Origin of the sequence: Cohnella mopanensis (genome assembly GCF_022352055.1) — a bacterium.
GTDB classification, from domain to species: Bacteria; Bacillota; Bacilli; order Paenibacillales; family Paenibacillaceae; genus Cohnella; species Cohnella mopanensis.
In genome coordinates this window covers 336550-353609 of sequence record NZ_JAKRWM010000006.1, presented here as the reverse complement: position 1 = coordinate 353609, position 17060 = coordinate 336550, and the positions used below count along the sequence as shown (strand labels likewise).

At 46.7% G+C, this 17060-nt stretch carries 17 protein-coding genes and 1 tRNA gene; 9 read left to right on the top strand and 9 right to left on the bottom strand.

The window, feature by feature from the left end; translation table 11 throughout:
• Positions 1–4 precede the first annotated feature (4 nt).
• Positions 5–82 (top strand) — tRNA-Glu (locus L3D05_RS12175).
• A gap of 135 nt (positions 83–217) precedes the next feature.
• Here the strand turns inward: L3D05_RS12175 and L3D05_RS12170 are convergent.
• Complete coding sequence (locus L3D05_RS12170) at positions 218–568, bottom strand: hypothetical protein (RefSeq protein ID WP_239616324.1); 351 nt, start codon at positions 566–568, stop codon at positions 218–220.
• A 111-nt stretch (positions 569–679) separates the two neighbouring features.
• Here L3D05_RS12170 and L3D05_RS12165 point away from each other — a divergent pair, with 111 nt between their 5' ends.
• The gene (locus L3D05_RS12165) at positions 680–1786 is read left to right on the top strand and encodes a slipin family protein (protein WP_239616323.1); all 1107 of its coding nucleotides are present in this window, start codon (positions 680–682) and stop codon (positions 1784–1786) included.
• A 34-nt stretch (positions 1787–1820) separates the two neighbouring features.
• Positions 1821–3047 carry an RtcB family protein gene (locus L3D05_RS12160; protein ID WP_239616322.1) on the top strand — a complete coding sequence of 409 codons (1227 nt, stop codon included), beginning with the start codon at positions 1821–1823 and terminating at the stop codon, positions 3045–3047.
• A 315-nt stretch (positions 3048–3362) separates the two neighbouring features.
• Here L3D05_RS12160 and L3D05_RS12155 read toward each other — a convergent pair whose 3' ends face one another.
• The 3 genes from L3D05_RS12155 to L3D05_RS12145 form a co-directional block, all read right to left on the bottom strand.
• A complete protein-coding gene (locus L3D05_RS12155; RefSeq protein ID WP_239616321.1) occupies positions 3363–3626 on the bottom strand; it encodes a hypothetical protein in 264 nt (87 codons plus the stop codon).
• Between the two features lie 174 nt (positions 3627–3800).
• Positions 3801–4739, bottom strand: coding sequence for a phage exclusion protein Lit family protein (locus L3D05_RS12150; RefSeq protein ID WP_239616320.1), 939 nt, complete (start codon positions 4737–4739; stop codon positions 3801–3803).
• 278 nt (positions 4740–5017) lie between these two features.
• Positions 5018–5731: a DUF2711 family protein gene (locus tag L3D05_RS12145; protein WP_239616319.1), complete on the bottom strand. Its 714-nt coding sequence runs from the start codon at positions 5729–5731 to the stop codon at positions 5018–5020.
• Between the two features lie 233 nt (positions 5732–5964).
• Between L3D05_RS12145 and L3D05_RS12140 the strand changes: the two genes are divergently transcribed.
• Both L3D05_RS12140 and L3D05_RS12135 read left to right on the top strand, forming a co-directional pair.
• Complete coding sequence (locus tag L3D05_RS12140) at positions 5965–6984, top strand: DUF2804 domain-containing protein (RefSeq protein ID WP_239616318.1); 1020 nt, start codon at positions 5965–5967, stop codon at positions 6982–6984.
• 33 nt (positions 6985–7017) lie between these two features.
• On the top strand, positions 7018–7758 hold the full coding sequence (locus L3D05_RS12135) for a tetratricopeptide repeat protein (protein ID WP_239616317.1): 741 nt from the start codon (positions 7018–7020) through the stop codon (positions 7756–7758).
• A 44-nt stretch (positions 7759–7802) separates the two neighbouring features.
• On the opposite strand, the gene L3D05_RS12130 is transcribed toward L3D05_RS12135, so the two are convergent.
• The 4 genes from L3D05_RS12130 to L3D05_RS12115 form a co-directional block, all read right to left on the bottom strand.
• Complete coding sequence (locus L3D05_RS12130) at positions 7803–8636, bottom strand: carbohydrate ABC transporter permease (RefSeq protein WP_239616316.1); 834 nt, start codon at positions 8634–8636, stop codon at positions 7803–7805.
• 1 nt (position 8637) lies between these two features.
• Positions 8638–9516, bottom strand: a complete 879-nt coding sequence (locus tag L3D05_RS12125; RefSeq protein WP_239616315.1) for a carbohydrate ABC transporter permease — start codon at positions 9514–9516, stop codon at positions 8638–8640.
• Between the two features lie 101 nt (positions 9517–9617).
• The gene (locus L3D05_RS12120; protein WP_239616314.1) at positions 9618–11009 is read right to left on the bottom strand and encodes an ABC transporter substrate-binding protein; all 1392 of its coding nucleotides are present in this window, start codon (positions 11007–11009) and stop codon (positions 9618–9620) included.
• Between the two features lie 71 nt (positions 11010–11080).
• Entirely contained in the window at positions 11081–12112 is a 1032-nt protein-coding gene (locus L3D05_RS12115) for a substrate-binding domain-containing protein (RefSeq protein WP_239616313.1), read from the bottom strand.
• A 287-nt stretch (positions 12113–12399) separates the two neighbouring features.
• On the opposite strand from L3D05_RS12115, the gene ku reads away from it, so the two are divergent.
• From ku to L3D05_RS12095, 4 genes are all read left to right on the top strand, one after another.
• The gene (gene ku, locus L3D05_RS12110; RefSeq protein WP_239616312.1) at positions 12400–13233 is read left to right on the top strand and encodes a non-homologous end joining protein Ku; all 834 of its coding nucleotides are present in this window, start codon (positions 12400–12402) and stop codon (positions 13231–13233) included.
• A 74-nt stretch (positions 13234–13307) separates the two neighbouring features.
• Positions 13308–14282 carry a hypothetical protein gene (locus L3D05_RS12105; RefSeq protein ID WP_239616311.1) on the top strand — a complete coding sequence of 325 codons (975 nt, stop codon included), beginning with the start codon at positions 13308–13310 and terminating at the stop codon, positions 14280–14282.
• A 59-nt stretch (positions 14283–14341) separates the two neighbouring features.
• A complete protein-coding gene (locus L3D05_RS12100; protein ID WP_239616310.1) occupies positions 14342–14857 on the top strand; it encodes an acyl-CoA thioesterase in 516 nt (171 codons plus the stop codon).
• 112 nt (positions 14858–14969) lie between these two features.
• Entirely contained in the window at positions 14970–15896 is a 927-nt protein-coding gene (locus L3D05_RS12095) for an SMP-30/gluconolactonase/LRE family protein (protein ID WP_239616309.1), read from the top strand.
• 11 nt (positions 15897–15907) lie between these two features.
• Here L3D05_RS12095 and L3D05_RS12090 read toward each other — a convergent pair whose 3' ends face one another.
• Positions 15908–17041 carry a transglutaminase domain-containing protein gene (locus L3D05_RS12090; RefSeq protein ID WP_239616308.1) on the bottom strand — a complete coding sequence of 378 codons (1134 nt, stop codon included), beginning with the start codon at positions 17039–17041 and terminating at the stop codon, positions 15908–15910.
• Positions 17042–17060 lie beyond the last annotated feature (19 nt).

The following is a 17060-nucleotide window of genomic DNA, read 5'->3' as shown; positions in this document are numbered from 1 at the left end:
CCATGACTCCGTTGACAAAATGGCTTAAGTCACCAGACTTTCAATCTGGTCAGTGCGGGTTCGAGTCCCGTCGGAGTCCCCAAATTTACTTGAAATATTGGTGACAATCATGAATAGACGACAATACGCATTTGTTCACGAAACCTGCTTTCAGAACGCTTCGGAAAATCATCTGAACTTCGTCCCATTAATGATTCACCTAGTCAATTAATGGGGCTTACGAATGGCGCCATCCTGCGATTGCCGGGATTTCGGAATGATCCCGCAGTGCCGAAGCGCTCGCTTCCGGTATGCTGCAGAGATGGGCGGCGTAAGCCTCCCCAATATGGAGGTTCGAATCCTTCTCACATTGAAGATGTGAAGCCATGGCAGGCACTCGACTTTTAATCGAGCGTAACACAACTCCAAATGCCGGAATCGGAATTCTCGGCGCTTGCCTTCGGGCAAACCGCACTCCTGCCAAGCCTTGCGATCCGCGGATACCGGCGTAAGACAGAATGGCACCTAAGCGTTGAACAGACGATGGCGAGCAATCGATAAGCAATGGGATCGGTAGCTCCCATTCCATGCGGCGCTAGGAACATTCCCGTCCACCGCCTTAAGTTGACCTCCGCCGAAGCACGGGGAGAATTCCGGGGAAGGCACCCACCTGCATTTTAATTAGAAAAGAGGTAATCCAATGAAAGCTATTATACGAGCCGATGAACGGGGACTCCTGTTCAAAGACGGCAACTATATCAAATACCTGAAGCCGGGTACCTACCGGTTCTGGCCGTTGTCCGATTGTCAGGTGATCACGGTGAACGTAAACAAACCCTTTTCCGTCCCGGATCGGGACTTGCAACTGTTCTTGCAGGATGAGCAACTGTTGGGCGAGCTAGCCGTGGTAGACGTCCAAGATTACGAGTACGTGCTTCATTTCGAGGATGGTAAAATCACGCGACTTCTGACTACCGGCAAATATGCGTTCTGGAAAGTCTGGAAGCGCCACGAGTTCATTCGCGTCGATGCCCGGAATCCGGAAATTCCGTCCGAAGTGGATGTATCCGTTCTTGCGAGGTTGAATACCCTTTACCTGCAAACCTATGAAGTGGCAAACTACGAGAAGGGCCTGTTGTTCATAGATAGCACGTATCGGAAAACATTGATGCCGGGCAAGTACTACTTCTGGAAGGGCCCGATATCGGCGCAGGTGAAAACCGTAGATATGAGGCAGCTTCAGCTCGATATGACCGGACAGGAAATGATGACGGAGGACAAGGTTACGCTGCGTCTGAACTTCATTTGCCAATATCGCATCACGGATCCGCTGAAAGCGATGGAGATCAAGTCCTTCGAGGATCAGATCTATGTCCTGCTGCAGCTAGTCCTTCGGGAATACGTAGGAACGATGAAGCTGGATGAATTGCTGCGGACGAAGCAGGAGATCGGAACTTACGTGCTCGCTAAGCTGAACGGCAAGGGCGGGGAGCTCGGCGTAAGCTTTCAATCTGCAGGGGTAAAGGATATCATTCTTCCAGGCGATGTTAAGGAAATTCTGAACACCGTTCTAATTGCGGAGAAGCAAGCGCAAGCTAATCTGATCACCCGCCGCGAAGAAACGGCATCTACGAGAAGCCTGCTAAACACGGCCAAGCTGCTCGACGAGAATGAGACGCTATACCGCCTGAAGGAGCTGGAGTTCATGGAGAAGATCTGCGACAAGATCGGAAGCATCTCCCTATCTAATGGAGGCAACATGTTAGAGCAACTGAATGCCCTTATCTCGACAAAAGGGAAAACTTAGCTACAATGAAGTTCATATAGAGGAGTTGAAACGAATGGCATACCAAACGATCGCGGGGGTTCGCGTCTGGGGCAACCCGGACGAAGGCGCATTAGCGCAAGCCCGGACCTGCGCGGAAACCGGCAACGTGGTTCAAACCTTGCTGATGGCCGACCATCACAAAGGCTATAGCCAACCGATCGGGGGAGTCGTCGCGTACGATGGGCAAATCTCTCCATCCGGCGTCGGTTATGATATCGCATGCGGTAACAAAGCGGTGAGGACGAATTTGAACGTCGTTGACGTAAAAGGGCGAATCGGCAGCATCATGAACGAAATCGCTCGGAAAATCTCGTTCGGCGTAGGACGGGTAAACAGCGAGAAGGTCGATCATCCGTTATTCGATGATCCGGACTGGAGCGTCTTTTCGGCGATCGGACGCCAAGAGCACGATAAGTTGAAGGCTTTGGCGCGCGATCAGTTAGGGACGGTCGGAAGCGGTAATCATTTCGTTGATTTATTCGAAGAGATCGGAACGGGCCGTCTGTGGGTTGCCAACCATTTTGGCAGCCGCGGGTTTGGACATAAGACGGCTAGCGGGTTCCTTAATCTGGCTGCCGGAAGAGAATTTCTCGGGAAAGCCCCAGGAGAGAAAATGGATCAACCGCCGACTCTGTTGGATATCGACAGCGAGATGGGTGATATGTATTTCCGCGCGATGAAGCTTGCCGGACGATATGCGTATGCCGGACGAGACTATGTCATCGAGCAATTGTTGACCATTCTCGGCGCCGAATCGGATTTCGAGGTGCATAATCATCACAATTTTGCTTGGCGCGAGACGCATAATGGTAAAGAGGCTATCGTTGTGCGTAAAGGAGCGACGCCCTCCGCTCCCGGCCAAGTCGGGTTTATCGGCGGAAGCATGGGCGATATTTCCGTCATCGTGCGAGGGAAGGATACAGCGGAAAACCGCGATTCGTTCTATAGCACGGTGCATGGGGCTGGACGTACGATGAGCCGGACCCAAGCAGCAGGCAAAATGAACTGGAAAACCCGTACTCGATCGGGTGGCCAAATCTCTCCGGAGCAAATGGCTCAGGCCGTTCACGACTACGGCGTGGAGCTTCGCGGCGCAGGTACGGATGAAAGCCCGTTCGTGTACCGCAAGCTTCAAGAAGTGTTGGACGCTCATGCGGAGACGATCGACGTGTTGCACGTCTTAAGGCCGATCGGGGTTTGCATGGCGGGGGCTGACGAGTTTGATCCTTACAAAGATTAGTAGAAAGAAAACATGACCTTAGCAGGGTGTTGTTCCATGAAAATATAGTTATAGACTGACCTAGTTATACGAAAAAAACGGAAGCCTTGGATGAGAAAATAAAAGTCCTAGGCTACCGCTCTTTTTGAACTATCGGTTCCTGTTAGTGTAACGGGACTGTTACTTCTCGGTAAGCGGTTTTCAGTTCTTATCACGTTCATCGTTAACGGTTGGCTTACGATTAACACGTCCCTGTAAATAGGCTTTTTAGTACGGGCTTTATCATAAACTGCCCCCCTCTTACTTCTGCTTAGATCGTCATCGTCATCCGTTAGTTCAGCTATTTTCATGTTCACCCTTAAAATGGAAGTGCTCGTGATAAATATCATCCATACCTACTAACTTGCCGCTTTTCTTATGAAAATAAGCAAAATTGCGGTTCAAAGGCAGCTTGAGCAAATCATAATTAACGTCTTTTGGTAGCTCTTGAATTACTTCGACTGCCTTTTCACGAGTCGCGTAAAAACCGATGGGAAAGAAGTTTGGAAAACGTTTACTTTCTTCAGAAACAAAAATTCCCCACATAACATCTTTATCCAAGACTTCACTCCGTTCTTCTATTTCCCCACATTGTACCACGTTAAAGTTGCATTAAATTGTCCCTTAGCTGAGCAAGGTTACCAAACGATTCCGCAGTAGCCTCGTGATGTAATTTATTGAGTTCTCGGTTCCCGTTAGCTTTATTACACAGCAAACATTGAAATTGATTTCCCGTCACCCGACAGTGGTTCCACAACCATAATCAGGCATTAAAGAAAGTAGCTTTTCGTATTCCTCGCTATCTATGTTCATCAAATACTTTTTCATAGCTTCAGCCAACTCATCTCCATAAAACTCTCGTGTAATGTGTAGCAGCCTTGAAACCGCAGGTGGGTGCGTCTCACTTATTTGGGTCCCTGATAGATGCTGCATGTCTATGAAAAGATCCGTTAGCGTTACGAGCAAAAATTTACCATTCAAACCCTCGCGTGTCTTTGCCAGAACTTCTCTAACGATTTGGTATGCAAGATGGTCAGCTTGAAATTCAGCAAAATGAGAACGTTCTGTATGGTTGAGAAGTATATGGGCTAATTCATGGGAGACAATGAAAAGTTCCTTCACATAGAGGTAGTCTCCTCGTAGAAGTTCCGATTCATTATCTAGAAGAATTAGAGGACCTACTGGAACATTCTTTTCTCGGTAGTTCATGACGAGTTCAGCATAAAATAGGTTCACGATTTCAGTTGTCAACCTGCTTGGATCAACTCTATCGCAGAATGTTACATGTTGAGGTTCATGAGCTGCAATTTTATACTTAGTGCTCTGATTTAAAAATGTTAGCAATCCGTAATTAATTATTATGGCCTTTCCTTGTTCAACTCGTGCTCTGTTAAGTGGACTATTGACCAGCCCGATTGCCACTTCATTCATTAACCTAGAAGCATCTTCCTGATTGAGGATTGAAAGAATGTCCTCCCATAAGTGATCTAAAATTGCCTCAGCTTTCTCGGCATTAGCGACTTCGTCGTAATTGTAACCTAAAGCCTCAATTCTCTTTCTAACCTCGGCTTCATAATCAGGATGCTTTTGAAAAAGGTCGTATGTCAAATTTTCCTTATTCTTAAGTAGTCGCACTAAATCCTTTGCAGATTGCAACTCGTTGTCATTCGCCATAAAAGCCTCCAATTGTTTTTCAGCCTTTAATGTCACGAACGAGTCATACTTGTCGGTTTCTCACAAAAAGTTTGCTGAGCATTAGGCTCAAAAAGTAACAAAAACCTTTTTTAACATTCATGTATCAACGATACCACAATAATAAGAGAAGAGTCTCACCAAATCAACAGTGTCGCCTCTTTGTTTTTTTCGGGCTAAACTGCCCGTTAACTTAATAAAAACGGCAACCGATAGTTAGGTCGGCTGCCGCAGCATACTTATTAAACAAACGTTTCCCGTTAGTTGAATGATGTGTTTCGCAAACTCCAATAAATATCAGTCTTTTCATCACAAAAGAAACCTTCCAGACCAGCAAACTTGACTATCTTTTTTATTGTATCTTTATCCGAACAGAGTAGGGAAAAGTGGCTATCCCAATGAGTTGTAAGCAAAACTTCATTATTGTGAGTAAACAGATTCAAGTGTTGATTTCGCAATGCTTCATTATCATTAATTAAATCATCAATGTACTCCAATTTTCTTTCGGTGCAAAATTCATCCCCAGACCATATCCAGTCATGTCCTTCATGTTTTATTGATAAAAGCACCTTATTCATTAGAAACTCTGGAAAAAAACCTTCCATTGGAGCAATTAACTGATGTTTCTCACAAGTGTCTTGAATCTTTTTAGAGATTACTTCGTTTGCATATTCCTTTTTCAATCCCATGATTCGGGTTCTTAATCCAATGTCTAAATGTCTGTAACTTTCGATTTCTGATATTGTTAAAAACTGATTCCATGTAACCATTTGGCATTTTTCTATAATTTCATTTTTGCCTGGATATGTTTCTGGTTCAAATAAATCGTAGCCAATTGATATTGGTTTAATGAATGGATGATAAAAAATAAAAACTTCATCATAAATTCCCTTGTAAAAATTCTTTATAGGCGTATCTGCGGGAGCACAAACAGCATATTTATGAGGTTCAGGCAACACTCTCGTTTCACTCATTAAACCACCAACTTTCCAATACTTCACCACTATTATAACATTTATGGGTGTAAGCAATCCTGCCCGTTAGCTTAACGTCACTGCTAGTCTACAATTTTATTTCACTGAACAGAGATGTCGCTGATGTCTTGTAGGAGTGTTTTTCATTGCCTCAAGCGACGACTTGGAGGTAAAATTTACATAGAGAGAAAGAGAGAGGAACTTCTGCGATTCGATAAAATGGAGGCCCATTCATGCAAAATCAGATCATTACACCCGGGTATGTTCTAGGGGAAGACGGGGCGCTCCTGCAGAAAGGGTATTCGACGCGAGCCGTTCTGCGTTTTAATCGCAAGGCGATCAAGGCGAGGCCTTGGAGGATAAAGGAATGGGATTTCTATCAAGTATCGAACGATGATTACTGCTTACAGCTGACGATCGGTCATGCTTCGTATGTGGGAGAAGTGTCGTTCAAGCTGTTCGAGTTCCACACCGGAATCATGCATCAATTCTCCCATTTGCTTTTCTTTCCGTTTAACCGGCTTAAATTGCCGGAGTCGGGGGATCAGGAGGACATTACGTTCAAAGCCAAAAATCTGCTTATGCAGTTTCAGGTCTTTCAAGGCGGTCGCAGGTTAATCTGTCAAACAAGCGGAGGCAAATTTCCGAAAGTAGACATAGACGTTCAGCTGTCCCAGCCCGATCCGACGTCTCTCGTAATCGCAACGCCATTCGATGAGAGCGAGAAATGTTTCTACTATAATCATAAGATCAATTGCATGCCGGCCAAAGGGGTTGCGAAGATCGACGATAAGGTTTACCGTTTCGAGCCTGAATCTGCTTTCGGTTTATTGGATTGGGGACGGGGCGTATGGCCGTTCCATAACGAATGGTATTGGGGGAGCGGCAGTGGCTGGATCGAGGGCAAGCGTTTCGGCTTTAATATCGGATACGGATTCGGCAATACCTCGGCAGCAACGGAAAACATGCTGTTCTATGACGGGGTTGCCCATAAAATAAGCCAAGTCCATTTCGATCTGGCCGGAAACGGCGGTTATATGGCGAAGAAGCGGTTTACGAGCGACGACGGGCGATTCGAGATGGAGTTTACTCCGATCTATGACCGCTATACGGAAGCGAAAGCGTTGTTCTTGGATAATCGTTGCCATCAGATTTTCGGGGCGTTTACCGGACAAGCTGTTCTAGATGACGGAAGAGTGATCGAAGTCAAGGATTTGGTCGCTTTTGCCGAGCATGCGGTTAACAATTGGTAACATCATAGCTAATATTGGAAGGACAGAATTGAAATGTGGTATGGAAGCGGAAGAAAAGCGGGCCGGTATCTCCTAGTCATTGCGATTGTGATGTCGAGCCTATTCGTGCTAACGGCGTGCAATGGCACGGGTCAGAGTAAAATCGCATTAGAGGCGATAGAGGCCGGCGATCAAATGTTCGAAATGAAGGATTATACCGTTGCGATTACAGCCTACGATAATGCACTAAGGTTTGATCCAGACAACGAAGAAGCGCTGAGGAAGAAGGAACAAAGCCTTAGCATCATAAACGAGGCCAATGAACTGATCAAACAAGGCGATGAGGCTATTCGGAATAAAAAGCTTTCCGAAGCTCGCGAGATCTTCGCGAAAGCGAAGGAGAAGTATCCGTACAATGAAGATGACGGATACAAGCGGAACCTGTCGGTGTTCGAAATCGAAGACGTAGACTGGTATATCGATTTGATGGCCGAGATAGAGTCGGAATTTCGAGACATCTATGCCTCCGTCGATGATGTGAAGGGTCTAAAGTCAGAGTCCTTCGCGAAAGCCCTAAAGCAGCTTTATCCGAAGGCGCAGATGGCAGTTAGAGTAAACGTTAGACCTACCACTTTCGAAGGGTTGCAATATTATAAGGAACAGGATGAGGAGCTTACCGGCATGACGGCGAGGCTCGCCTTCTTTCGGGTTCTCCCCATACTGGGGGAGAGCGAGGAGGACTTTGTCAAGAACGTTGCGGATATGATTGAATATGCCCTTAAAGAAGGGATCTGAAGTAAAAACAAGCCGGCGGAGGAATATCCTCTGCCGGCTTGTTTTTACTTCACTGCGCCTTGCGTAAATCCGTTGTAAATATATTTTTGCAGAGCTAAGAAAGCAATGACGGTAGGGATGATGATGAGCATGACCGCCGCGCAGATCGTTTCCCAATGCGACCCGAACGGTCCCTTGAAGGCGAACAACGACGTCGATATCGTTCGGAGATCAGGGTCCGGCATGTACAGGAACGGAATATAGAAGTCATTGTATATCCCAATGCCTCTGATGATCAGCAACGTAACGATCGCCGGAGCCAATAACGGGAAAATGATTTTGGCGAAGATCGTGAAATAGGAGGCGCCGTCCAGCATTGCCGATTCATCCAACTGCGTCGAGATATTTTCCATGAACTGTATGAAGATATAGATCCCGATAATATCGGTACCCAAGTAGAGGATAATCGCAGATCCCATCGAGTTGAACAACCCGAGCGCATGAACGATTTTGAACAAAATAACCTGCGTCGTAACGCTCGGAATTAAGGCGGCGAACAGGAACGCGACCATGATCATGCCGCGGGCCTTAAAGGTAAACCGTTGCAGTACGTACGCGATCATCGTGCCGATCAGGATATTCCCGATTAAGGACACGGCCATAATAATCGCCGTATTCTTAAAGCCCGTCAGCATGTTCCCTTTAACGAAAGCCGTGCGGTAGTTGTCGAAATTAAACCAGTCCTGCGGGGGGGTTAACGGACCGGTGCCCATATATTCCTGCGAAGACTTAAAGGAAGCGAACAATACGACGACAAGCGGAGCTAGAGCGCAGAATGCACCTATTATTAAGGTGAGATATTTGAATGTGCGGGCTGTAGGGGCTTTTAAGTTTGCCATTCTATTTCTCCTCCTTAATAAAGGATTTTTGCAGCAAAGTCACAAAGATGACGATCAGGAAAAGAACGACGGCCATTGCGGAACCCATACCGTATTTGCTGTAGGAGAACGTGGTCGTAACCGTCTGAATGACGAACGTGTTACTGCCGTTGGAGCCGCCCGTCATGATGTAAGGAATTTCGAATGGCGCTACGGAGCCGCTGATGGATAGGATCAATGTGATCGCGACGATCCGGCGAATGCTCGGTAGAATGATATATTTAAATTGATGCCAGCGATTGGCACCATCGATTTCCGCCGCTTCATATAGATCATGAGGTACAGAAGAAATGGCTCCCAGCAGGAGAATGAAGGTAAAGCCCAAGTAACGCCACACGGACGCTCCAACCAACGAGATGTTAATGATCTTCGTATTAAGCAGCCACTTCGGGGGATCCGTAATGCCGAAGAAACCAAGAATCGTATCTAGTGTTCCTTCTGGTCTGAAGAAGAAGAGGAAGATTAAGCCGACGGCCACGCTGTTGATCATACTCGGGAAAAACAACACGCCTTTGAAGAAGTTTTTGCCTTTGACCGCGAAGCTTAAGATCGTCGCGAAGTATAAGGCAATGGCCAACTGAACAAAGCTGCCGCCGAAATAATAAATGCTGTTTAAGAAGCCTTCATAATATTTTTCCTCTGTGAAAATTCTTTTGAAGTTATCAAAGCCTACCCAATGGTAGTTAGGGGATATGCCGTTCCAGTCCGTAAAAGCATATTTGAACATGCCTACAACAGGTAAGTATCCAAATGTAAGTAATAGCAAGATCGGGACAAACGAGAAGGTAACGATGATGACGATTCTCTGTGCCTTATAGCTTAGATTCGATAAACTAAACATACCCGTACCTCCGCCGCGAAAATTATGGAGTATAGAAAATCTTAGGGGAAAGCACGTTTGCACTTTCCCCTAAGCGACGAGTTTCTTATCCCCGAAAGAGCTTATTTCTTATAGTTATCAGGAATTAACTTCTTCCAAGATTTATTCCATCTTTTGTCGAGGTCGCTCATGATGTCTTCGAAAGATTCGCTTCTGTTGCCGATCGCGGCTTCGATCAACTTTTTCTTGAATTCAGGGTTATGGATACCCACCTCGGAATCGTTGTCGATTTGCGTGCTGAGGCCGTTCAAATCATCCGGTCCCGGAGTGGATGTTTCCATCGTAACGCCAAGATCTTGGAAGCCTTTCAGAAGCTCGGGAACTTGCAGCTTGCCGTCAGGACCGAACTTCGCGCTGAATCCGCCTTGATACTTGGAAGCGTAGTCGGATATGTCAACAACCCAATGGATAAAGGCATTTGCGGCTTCTTTGTTTTTGCTGTGCACGTTAATGGACCAAGTGTAATCCGCGGCTAATGGAGCGGACAGTTTAGCTGCGTTCGTCGGGAACGGCATATAGCCGATATCGTCCGGGTTAGGACCGGCGGCTTGCATTTGCGTAATCGCCCATGAGCCCAGAACCATCGTGCCGATCTCTCCGCGATTGATCATACCTTTAGAAGATTCCCAGTCCGTCGTAGTCGGGTCGCTCTCGATTAATCCTTCTTTGGCGACATCGTACATCAGTTTGAAGATGTCGTTATAAGGTTTGCCTGGAGCCCACGGATTCGGATCTTCCAAAAATCCGATATTCGGATAGTTCGGGTCGCCGGATGCCGGTTGCAAATAATCCGCCCATTGGCTCAAAGTCCAATCGTCCTTGTAATTCGTATAGAGCGGGATAGCTTTCGTGTTATCTTTAATTTTGTGCATGGCTGCAAGGAAATCAGCCGGCGTGCGAGGCATATCCGTAATACCGGCATCTTTGAATACTTTTTTGTTGTATAAGATACCTAGAGTATTGATGGCCATTGGAATGCCGTAATATTTGCCTTCGTTACGTTTAACGTCGATTTGCGTGTAAACGGATTTGTCTTTTTCGTAGTCGCCCAGCGGCTCGAAGAAGTTCGGGAAGTCTTTCGCTTCGACATTGTTCGGGATTAACAGAACGTCGCCGTAATCCTCCGTACCCATCCGGATTTTGATGTTATTCTCGTAGTCTTGGATTGCCTCCCATTTCACTTTAATATCTGGGTAAACTTTGTTGAACTCTGCGGTGAATTCACCTTGCAGGGTGTCAACGATGTCCGTGCGTTGCGTAAGTACGGTGATGGAACCGCTTGGCTTGACGTCAGCGGAGCTGCTTTCGGTAGCTGCCGAGCTTTCGCTGGCGGCCTGTGTCTCCGAAGGAGAAGCCGAAGGGCTGCTATTGTTATTGTTGTTGCCGCCGCATCCTGAAATCAGTCCGGCTAGAAGAACGAAAACCATAGATACCGATAAAACTGTTTTCTTCACTTAAGATCTCCCCCTGAAATAAGCTTATCGATTAGGTTACAAGGCGAGTATAAGATGTCAGCGCTTACAAGTCAATCGTTATTTATTGCATTCGTCTGTCGCAGACTCTTCACGGAACCGCGATAAACGATTTTCCCTTTGATCGATACCCGTCCGTGGCTGATGTTCGGATGTTTGATCTTTCTGACGAGCATCGACACGGCCGATTTGGACATTTCCGGCATATTTACTTCGACGGTCGTTAGGTTTGGCTGCGTCAGAGTGGCGAAAATGTCGTTATCGAATCCCACGACGGAGCAGTCTTCGGGTACGCGGTACCCTTTTCTTTGCAGCATGGCAACCAAGTGAAAGGCGATTTGATCGCCGTTGCAGACGAATGCCGTCGGCATACGGCTTGGCAGAGCGATTTCGATATATTGGCCCTTGTCGTCCCGGTCGTTGATGAGGTAATCTTCGGGCGTCTTGATTCCGTGTTCCAGAATCGATTTGTAATAACCCAAATAGCGGTCCAGAATGCTGCTGGTCGCTTGAATGTTGCCGACGAAGGCGATGTCCCGATGGCCTAGTTGAATCAAGTGATTCGTTAAATCGTAAACCCCGTAGAAGTTATCGGTGATGACGCAATCGACGTCCGGCTGATCGGTATAGAAATCAAGAAATACAAGCGGCGTCCCCGTCTGTAAGAACATATCGGTGTAATCCCGGTTTGATTGCCCGAGAATAATGAATCCGTCGACTTTCTTCTCCAGATAAACCCGCGGAAGCGCGAGTTGTTCCTCGTCGTCCATACTCAGAATATGCATGATTCCGGAATAGCCGAACTCATCCATGCTTTTGGTCAAGGCTTGGTAAAATTGCATGTAAAAAGCTTGCGTAACACCGGTGAAGCGCTCGGGAATAATGACGCCGATGTTATAGGATAAGCCTTCTTTCATCGATTTGGCGGCCGCGTTCATCCGGTAGCCCATATCCGATGCGACCCCTTTGATTTTCTTCCGCAGATCGTCGCCAACGCCGTCTTTGTCGTTAATGGCTTTGGAAACCGTAACGGTGCTTACTCCGAGCTTGTCGGCGATATCGCGCATCGTAATGTTATGTTTCATAAATTGATTTCCCTCCGGCTTCAAACAAACGAGTGATAAAGATATAATTCGAGCCAATTCTATAGAAAGCGACAGCTATTTACTTACAAAATGCAGAAAAAAGAGTTATCGATTAAGTAAAAAATGCTTACTTTACTTACATTACTTTCGTTAACGAACTTTTGTCAATCGTAAGAGCCGCTATGCCGCATTTGTTTACAACAATTCATAGTTTCGCTGCGGTATCCTTTCCTATCGCTTAGGCAATACAAGTAATAGATTGTCTATGCGGAAGGGAAGGATAGAAGATGCATGCCATGTGGAAAGGGACCATTCAGATTGCCAAGTTTCAAATTCCGATCAAGCTTTATGCCGCGACGGAAGACAAAGAGATTTCCTTGAAGCAAACTCATACGGTTTGCGGAGGTTCAATCTCTCATTTGAAATTCTGTCAGGCTTGCGGAACGAAGGTCGAGTCGGAAGAGATCAGGAAGGGATACGATCTCGGTGGCGGCAATCTCGTCGAGCTGACGGAGGACGAGCTGAAAGGGATTACGCCGCAAGCTTCCAAGTCGCTTCTCGTTGAACAGTTTGCCGATGAAGAGGAAATTAGCCGAATTCGGCTGAAGAAACATTATTACATGGGTACGGATGAGGTGGGGGAGGAAGCGTTTAAGCTTTTTCAAGCTAGCCTCGTTCAAGCCAAGAAAATCGGGATCGGCTATATTACGTTAAGATCCGTTCAAAGCCTTGCTGCCGTATGGCCTTTAGGGGACGGATTAGTATTATCGACGATGCTGTACGAGGATGAGATCCGGGCGATGGAGCAAATCCATGCCCCTTCTAACCGGGCCGGTGCCCATATCAGCGAAGCTCATCTGTTCGTCTTTAATCAATTGATTCAGGCTATGTCCGCTACTTTCGTGGGTTCGAAATATGTTAACCGGTACGACGTAGCTTTGAGATCCCTTATCGACAATAAAATAACGAAATTAACGCCTAAAGATCGGATCAAGGATGAGCCCGAGCTGCAACGCAATGCCAATCTCGAAGATTTGCTGTCATCGCTGAATACGAGCCTGAATTTCGTGAAAAACGAAGATGATGTCTTTACGCAGTCGGACTTCAATCAGACTCATTAAGCGTAACTAATCGCTGGCGCCTTATCATCCGATATTGTTTGGATTACGATGTTTTCTAGCAAAGGAGCAGCCAAGTGATTGCAAAATATTTCATTACCGCCCTGTTGTGTATCCTCATGTTGACCGCGTGTAGCGAGGATGCTCCGAATAAGGAAGCAGGGGCCGAAGCCTTTCAGAGTTACGAAAATATTGATTATACGGTTCTCTACCCCGGTTCGTTCAAGAATGAGGTTCTTGACGACCGGGTTATTTTCGCGAGCGAAGCTCCTTCTGGAGGGATCGGGGAAACTTTCAGCATCGTCGTTAAAAAGTATGAGACGGAAGCGCCCTCGGTAACCCAAATGGCGAATACCTATAGCGCTCAGCAACTGGATGATTTGCGGAACTTATCAATCGAGAACGAGAGAAACGCTTATATTTTTCCGACAGGGACTTCCTCGGGGGTTCGGGCGCTCGAAAGTTATCAGGAATACGATGACAAGGAGACGGGGGAAAGCGTAGTTGCGTATAACTTGTTGGTTCCATTGGATGCGAAATTGTACATTTTATCTTATACGTGCTCTAAGGAAACTTACGAATCTATTAAAAATAACGTAGTTGCCAAGGTCACGAAATCTATTCGGATTAAGCATACGCCAGTCTCAAACTGGAATACGACGGATTTGGATATCGATACGAACGGTAATGAAGCCTTAGCCATCCAAGAATTGACGACCTTCAGAGTCTTGAATAACGGTGAGAAGGTATCGCCGGCCAAATTGTTCGAAGCGCCCCAGAACTATTATGGAAAAGCGGTTACCGTCACGGGGAAGGTGGAATACGTTGATAGTTTTAGTCCTATTGGCGGCATTCAGTCCGAAATCATTATCAAGACGTCCGACGGTACTCTGGTTGACGTACTGGGGATCAATAGAGCGAAAGAGGACTTGAAAATCGGCTATCCAAGGACTTTGACCGGTCTTCCGATCGGCAAGGGGGATGTCGCGGACTCGGAAGGCGTTATGCACACCTATATATTTCTGGTCTCGAATGAACGGTTTCTTAAGTGAATAGTCGGTTAGCGGGTTGGATAAAATATCCTGAAAAAATGCGGGGAAGAAGGTGCGGGATGCAAGAGCTTAAATTCGCTAGGGAAACCCGATGTTTCAAGGTGTCCAGGGTATTTCCCACCGACGTGAACAATCACGATACGTTGTTCGGAGGTAAACTGATGTCCTACATCGACGACATCGCCTCCATCTCGGCGTCTAAACTATGCCGCGTTACGGCAGTTACGGCCTCGACCGATTCCGTCGATTTTCTGTATCCGATCCGGCCAACCGATTCCGTATCGTTAGAGTCCTTCGTGACCTGGACGGGCAAAAGTTCAATGGAGGTGTTCGTCAAGGTGATCCGCGAAGATCTCAGGAGCGGAGAAAGGAAGATCGCGGCGACTTCCTTCCTCACTTTCGTCGCTCTAGGCGAAGACAATAAGAAGATCCCGGTTCCGCAGATCGTACCCGAGACCGAAGAGGAGCACAAGCTGTTCGAGACCGCCGAGCACCGGACGGAAATGCGAAAGCAGCGCAGGGAAGAAAGTAAGAAATTCGCGGACTATTTGGTTACGAAATATCCTTGGGAGTAGTACGGAGTTTGTGGAGGAAAATTCCATTTATTATAGAAATATTTAACGGAGTAAATATACGAGTCTAGAGAAGCCGACGGTTGATCTACTGTCCTTTCGACCTACTAACTCTATGTCTCACCTTGATAAAATGAAAGTTTATGCGAGCAGCATAGCTGCCGCGAAGAACAATCAAGTTTATATTCTTGAGAAGGACCCTAACAAGGGGTTTCAGATTAAGAAATACGATCCTCGTGCAGACAACAAGTTTACGGTTATTACGTCGATCGATCAAAAGTTTAATTTCGAATACACATTGAAGGAGAATAACAAAGGCAGCTTTGCTTATTCGGAGTTCGTTCCTAGAAGGCTTTTCTATAACGAGGCAACAGATTCCTTGTATTTGCTTGGGGAGAGCGCGGAGTCCGATTCGCCCGTTAGAATGCGGACGGTCGTTTTCTCTATTTTGCCGGAAGTCAGAATGGTTTCCTACCAGATCAATACCCAAGGTTACTACAATCTAGAAGATAATTTCTTTGCGTCCGTGGATGACGAGACCTTTTACTATGGGGACCCGCAATCTCAGATGATCTATTCTTCTGCTAAGGGGAAGGCTTTAGAAGTGGCGGATTCCTCCCGAACGGCGGATAAAACCCGGTTGTTCTCGACCGTTCGGGACGGAGTGGTCTACTTTTATGACACCAAGGGCGGAAAGATCTTCAAGTGGAACGGAAAAGCGGTGGAAAAGTTCGCCGAAGTCGCTTTAGATGTCACATCGATTCAGAATGTAACAGCATCCAACGGTTATTTCTATGTGCTGGATAACAAGAAAACCGTACATCGCGTAAGCCTGAACGGCGAAATATTGCTCTACGCCAATCTCGAAGACGTGTCTTTCCATACGGGGATTTACGGCCTTCCCGATACGCTCAACTGGCCGATAACATCGGAAGATGAACTAAAACTTGATCCCTACAAGCTATTGATGTCCGTCGATAACGACGGGAACCTTATCGTATTCGATTACGGAATCTTGAAGCGAATTAATATTTATCCTTAAGCAGGATCTTCTCAAGAATAAGTAAACTTAATACGCAGCAGCTTATCATTCATCGTCGTAGGAGTGTAGTCCTCATAGGAATAGCTATAGCTGGATAGCCCCTTCTGCGCGGAGAAAGCTTTTTTCATATCCGACTTGAACGTAACTCCATTGGTGTAACGAACGATTAATTGCTTCTGGCGCTTATCTACCGCGGATTTGATGAGGCTCGTTAACTCCTGCAGGCTGGTGGCCGTATTGGCATCGCTTAGGTAGACAAAACCGAGTTGTTCGTAAAGCTTCTTGTAAAAGTCAGCTTTCGGGGCACCTTTGCCAGACAATGAAGCCAATGTTTGATCGAATGGGGTTACCGCGGTCGGATATAACGCGGAAGGCTTCCACTTATGATCGATCTTAATCTGGGAATCCGTTAAGTTGTAATAGTTATACACGATCCGTCCGGCTTCATCCGGCACCGGGTCATCCCACGTCGTGTCGAGGTGATACCATTTGCCCCCGAGTTGGACTAGGTTCCAAGTGTGCGCGATGCCCCGCGAAGTGCCTTCCACGATCTTCACCGGAATGCCCGCTTGTCTCATCATTTCATAGGTTAGAAGAGCATAGCCCTGGCATACCGTCTCGCCGTTCACGATCCCGTCGTATGCGGAATAGGAAACGAGGCGCGTATCGTAGGAAAGGTTGGTCACGATCCAATCGTGAATCGCTTTTTGTTTCTGAAAGTCGTTCATTTCCGGAGTAAGAATACGCTTGAGCGTGCGGGTGACGCGTTGCTTCACTTCGTTGGTCTGGGCTAAGGTTTCCCAATAGGTGAATTTGAAGGTAATGGTAGCGATGTTTCCCTTGATCGTAGCATCGTAGCCATATGATTTTACAATATAATGTAAATAGTCGTCCGAGTAGAGGGCATGATTCAAGATTTCTTTCATATCCCTTTTAATCGTCCCTTCCTTGCCGGAAAAGGTAACTTTAAGGGACCCCAGTCGCTCGCTCCAGGCACGGTTAAGCTCTTGGTGGAGCTGATCCTGGGACAATGGGCGATCTGCGGCAAATACGTAAGCGGAAGGAAAGGGCTCGCATCCCGCCGTAAGCGGTAGAGCTCCTAATAGGATCGAGGAAGCTAGCAGCATTCTCATTTTTGTTCTCATATTCGCTCGATCCTCTCTC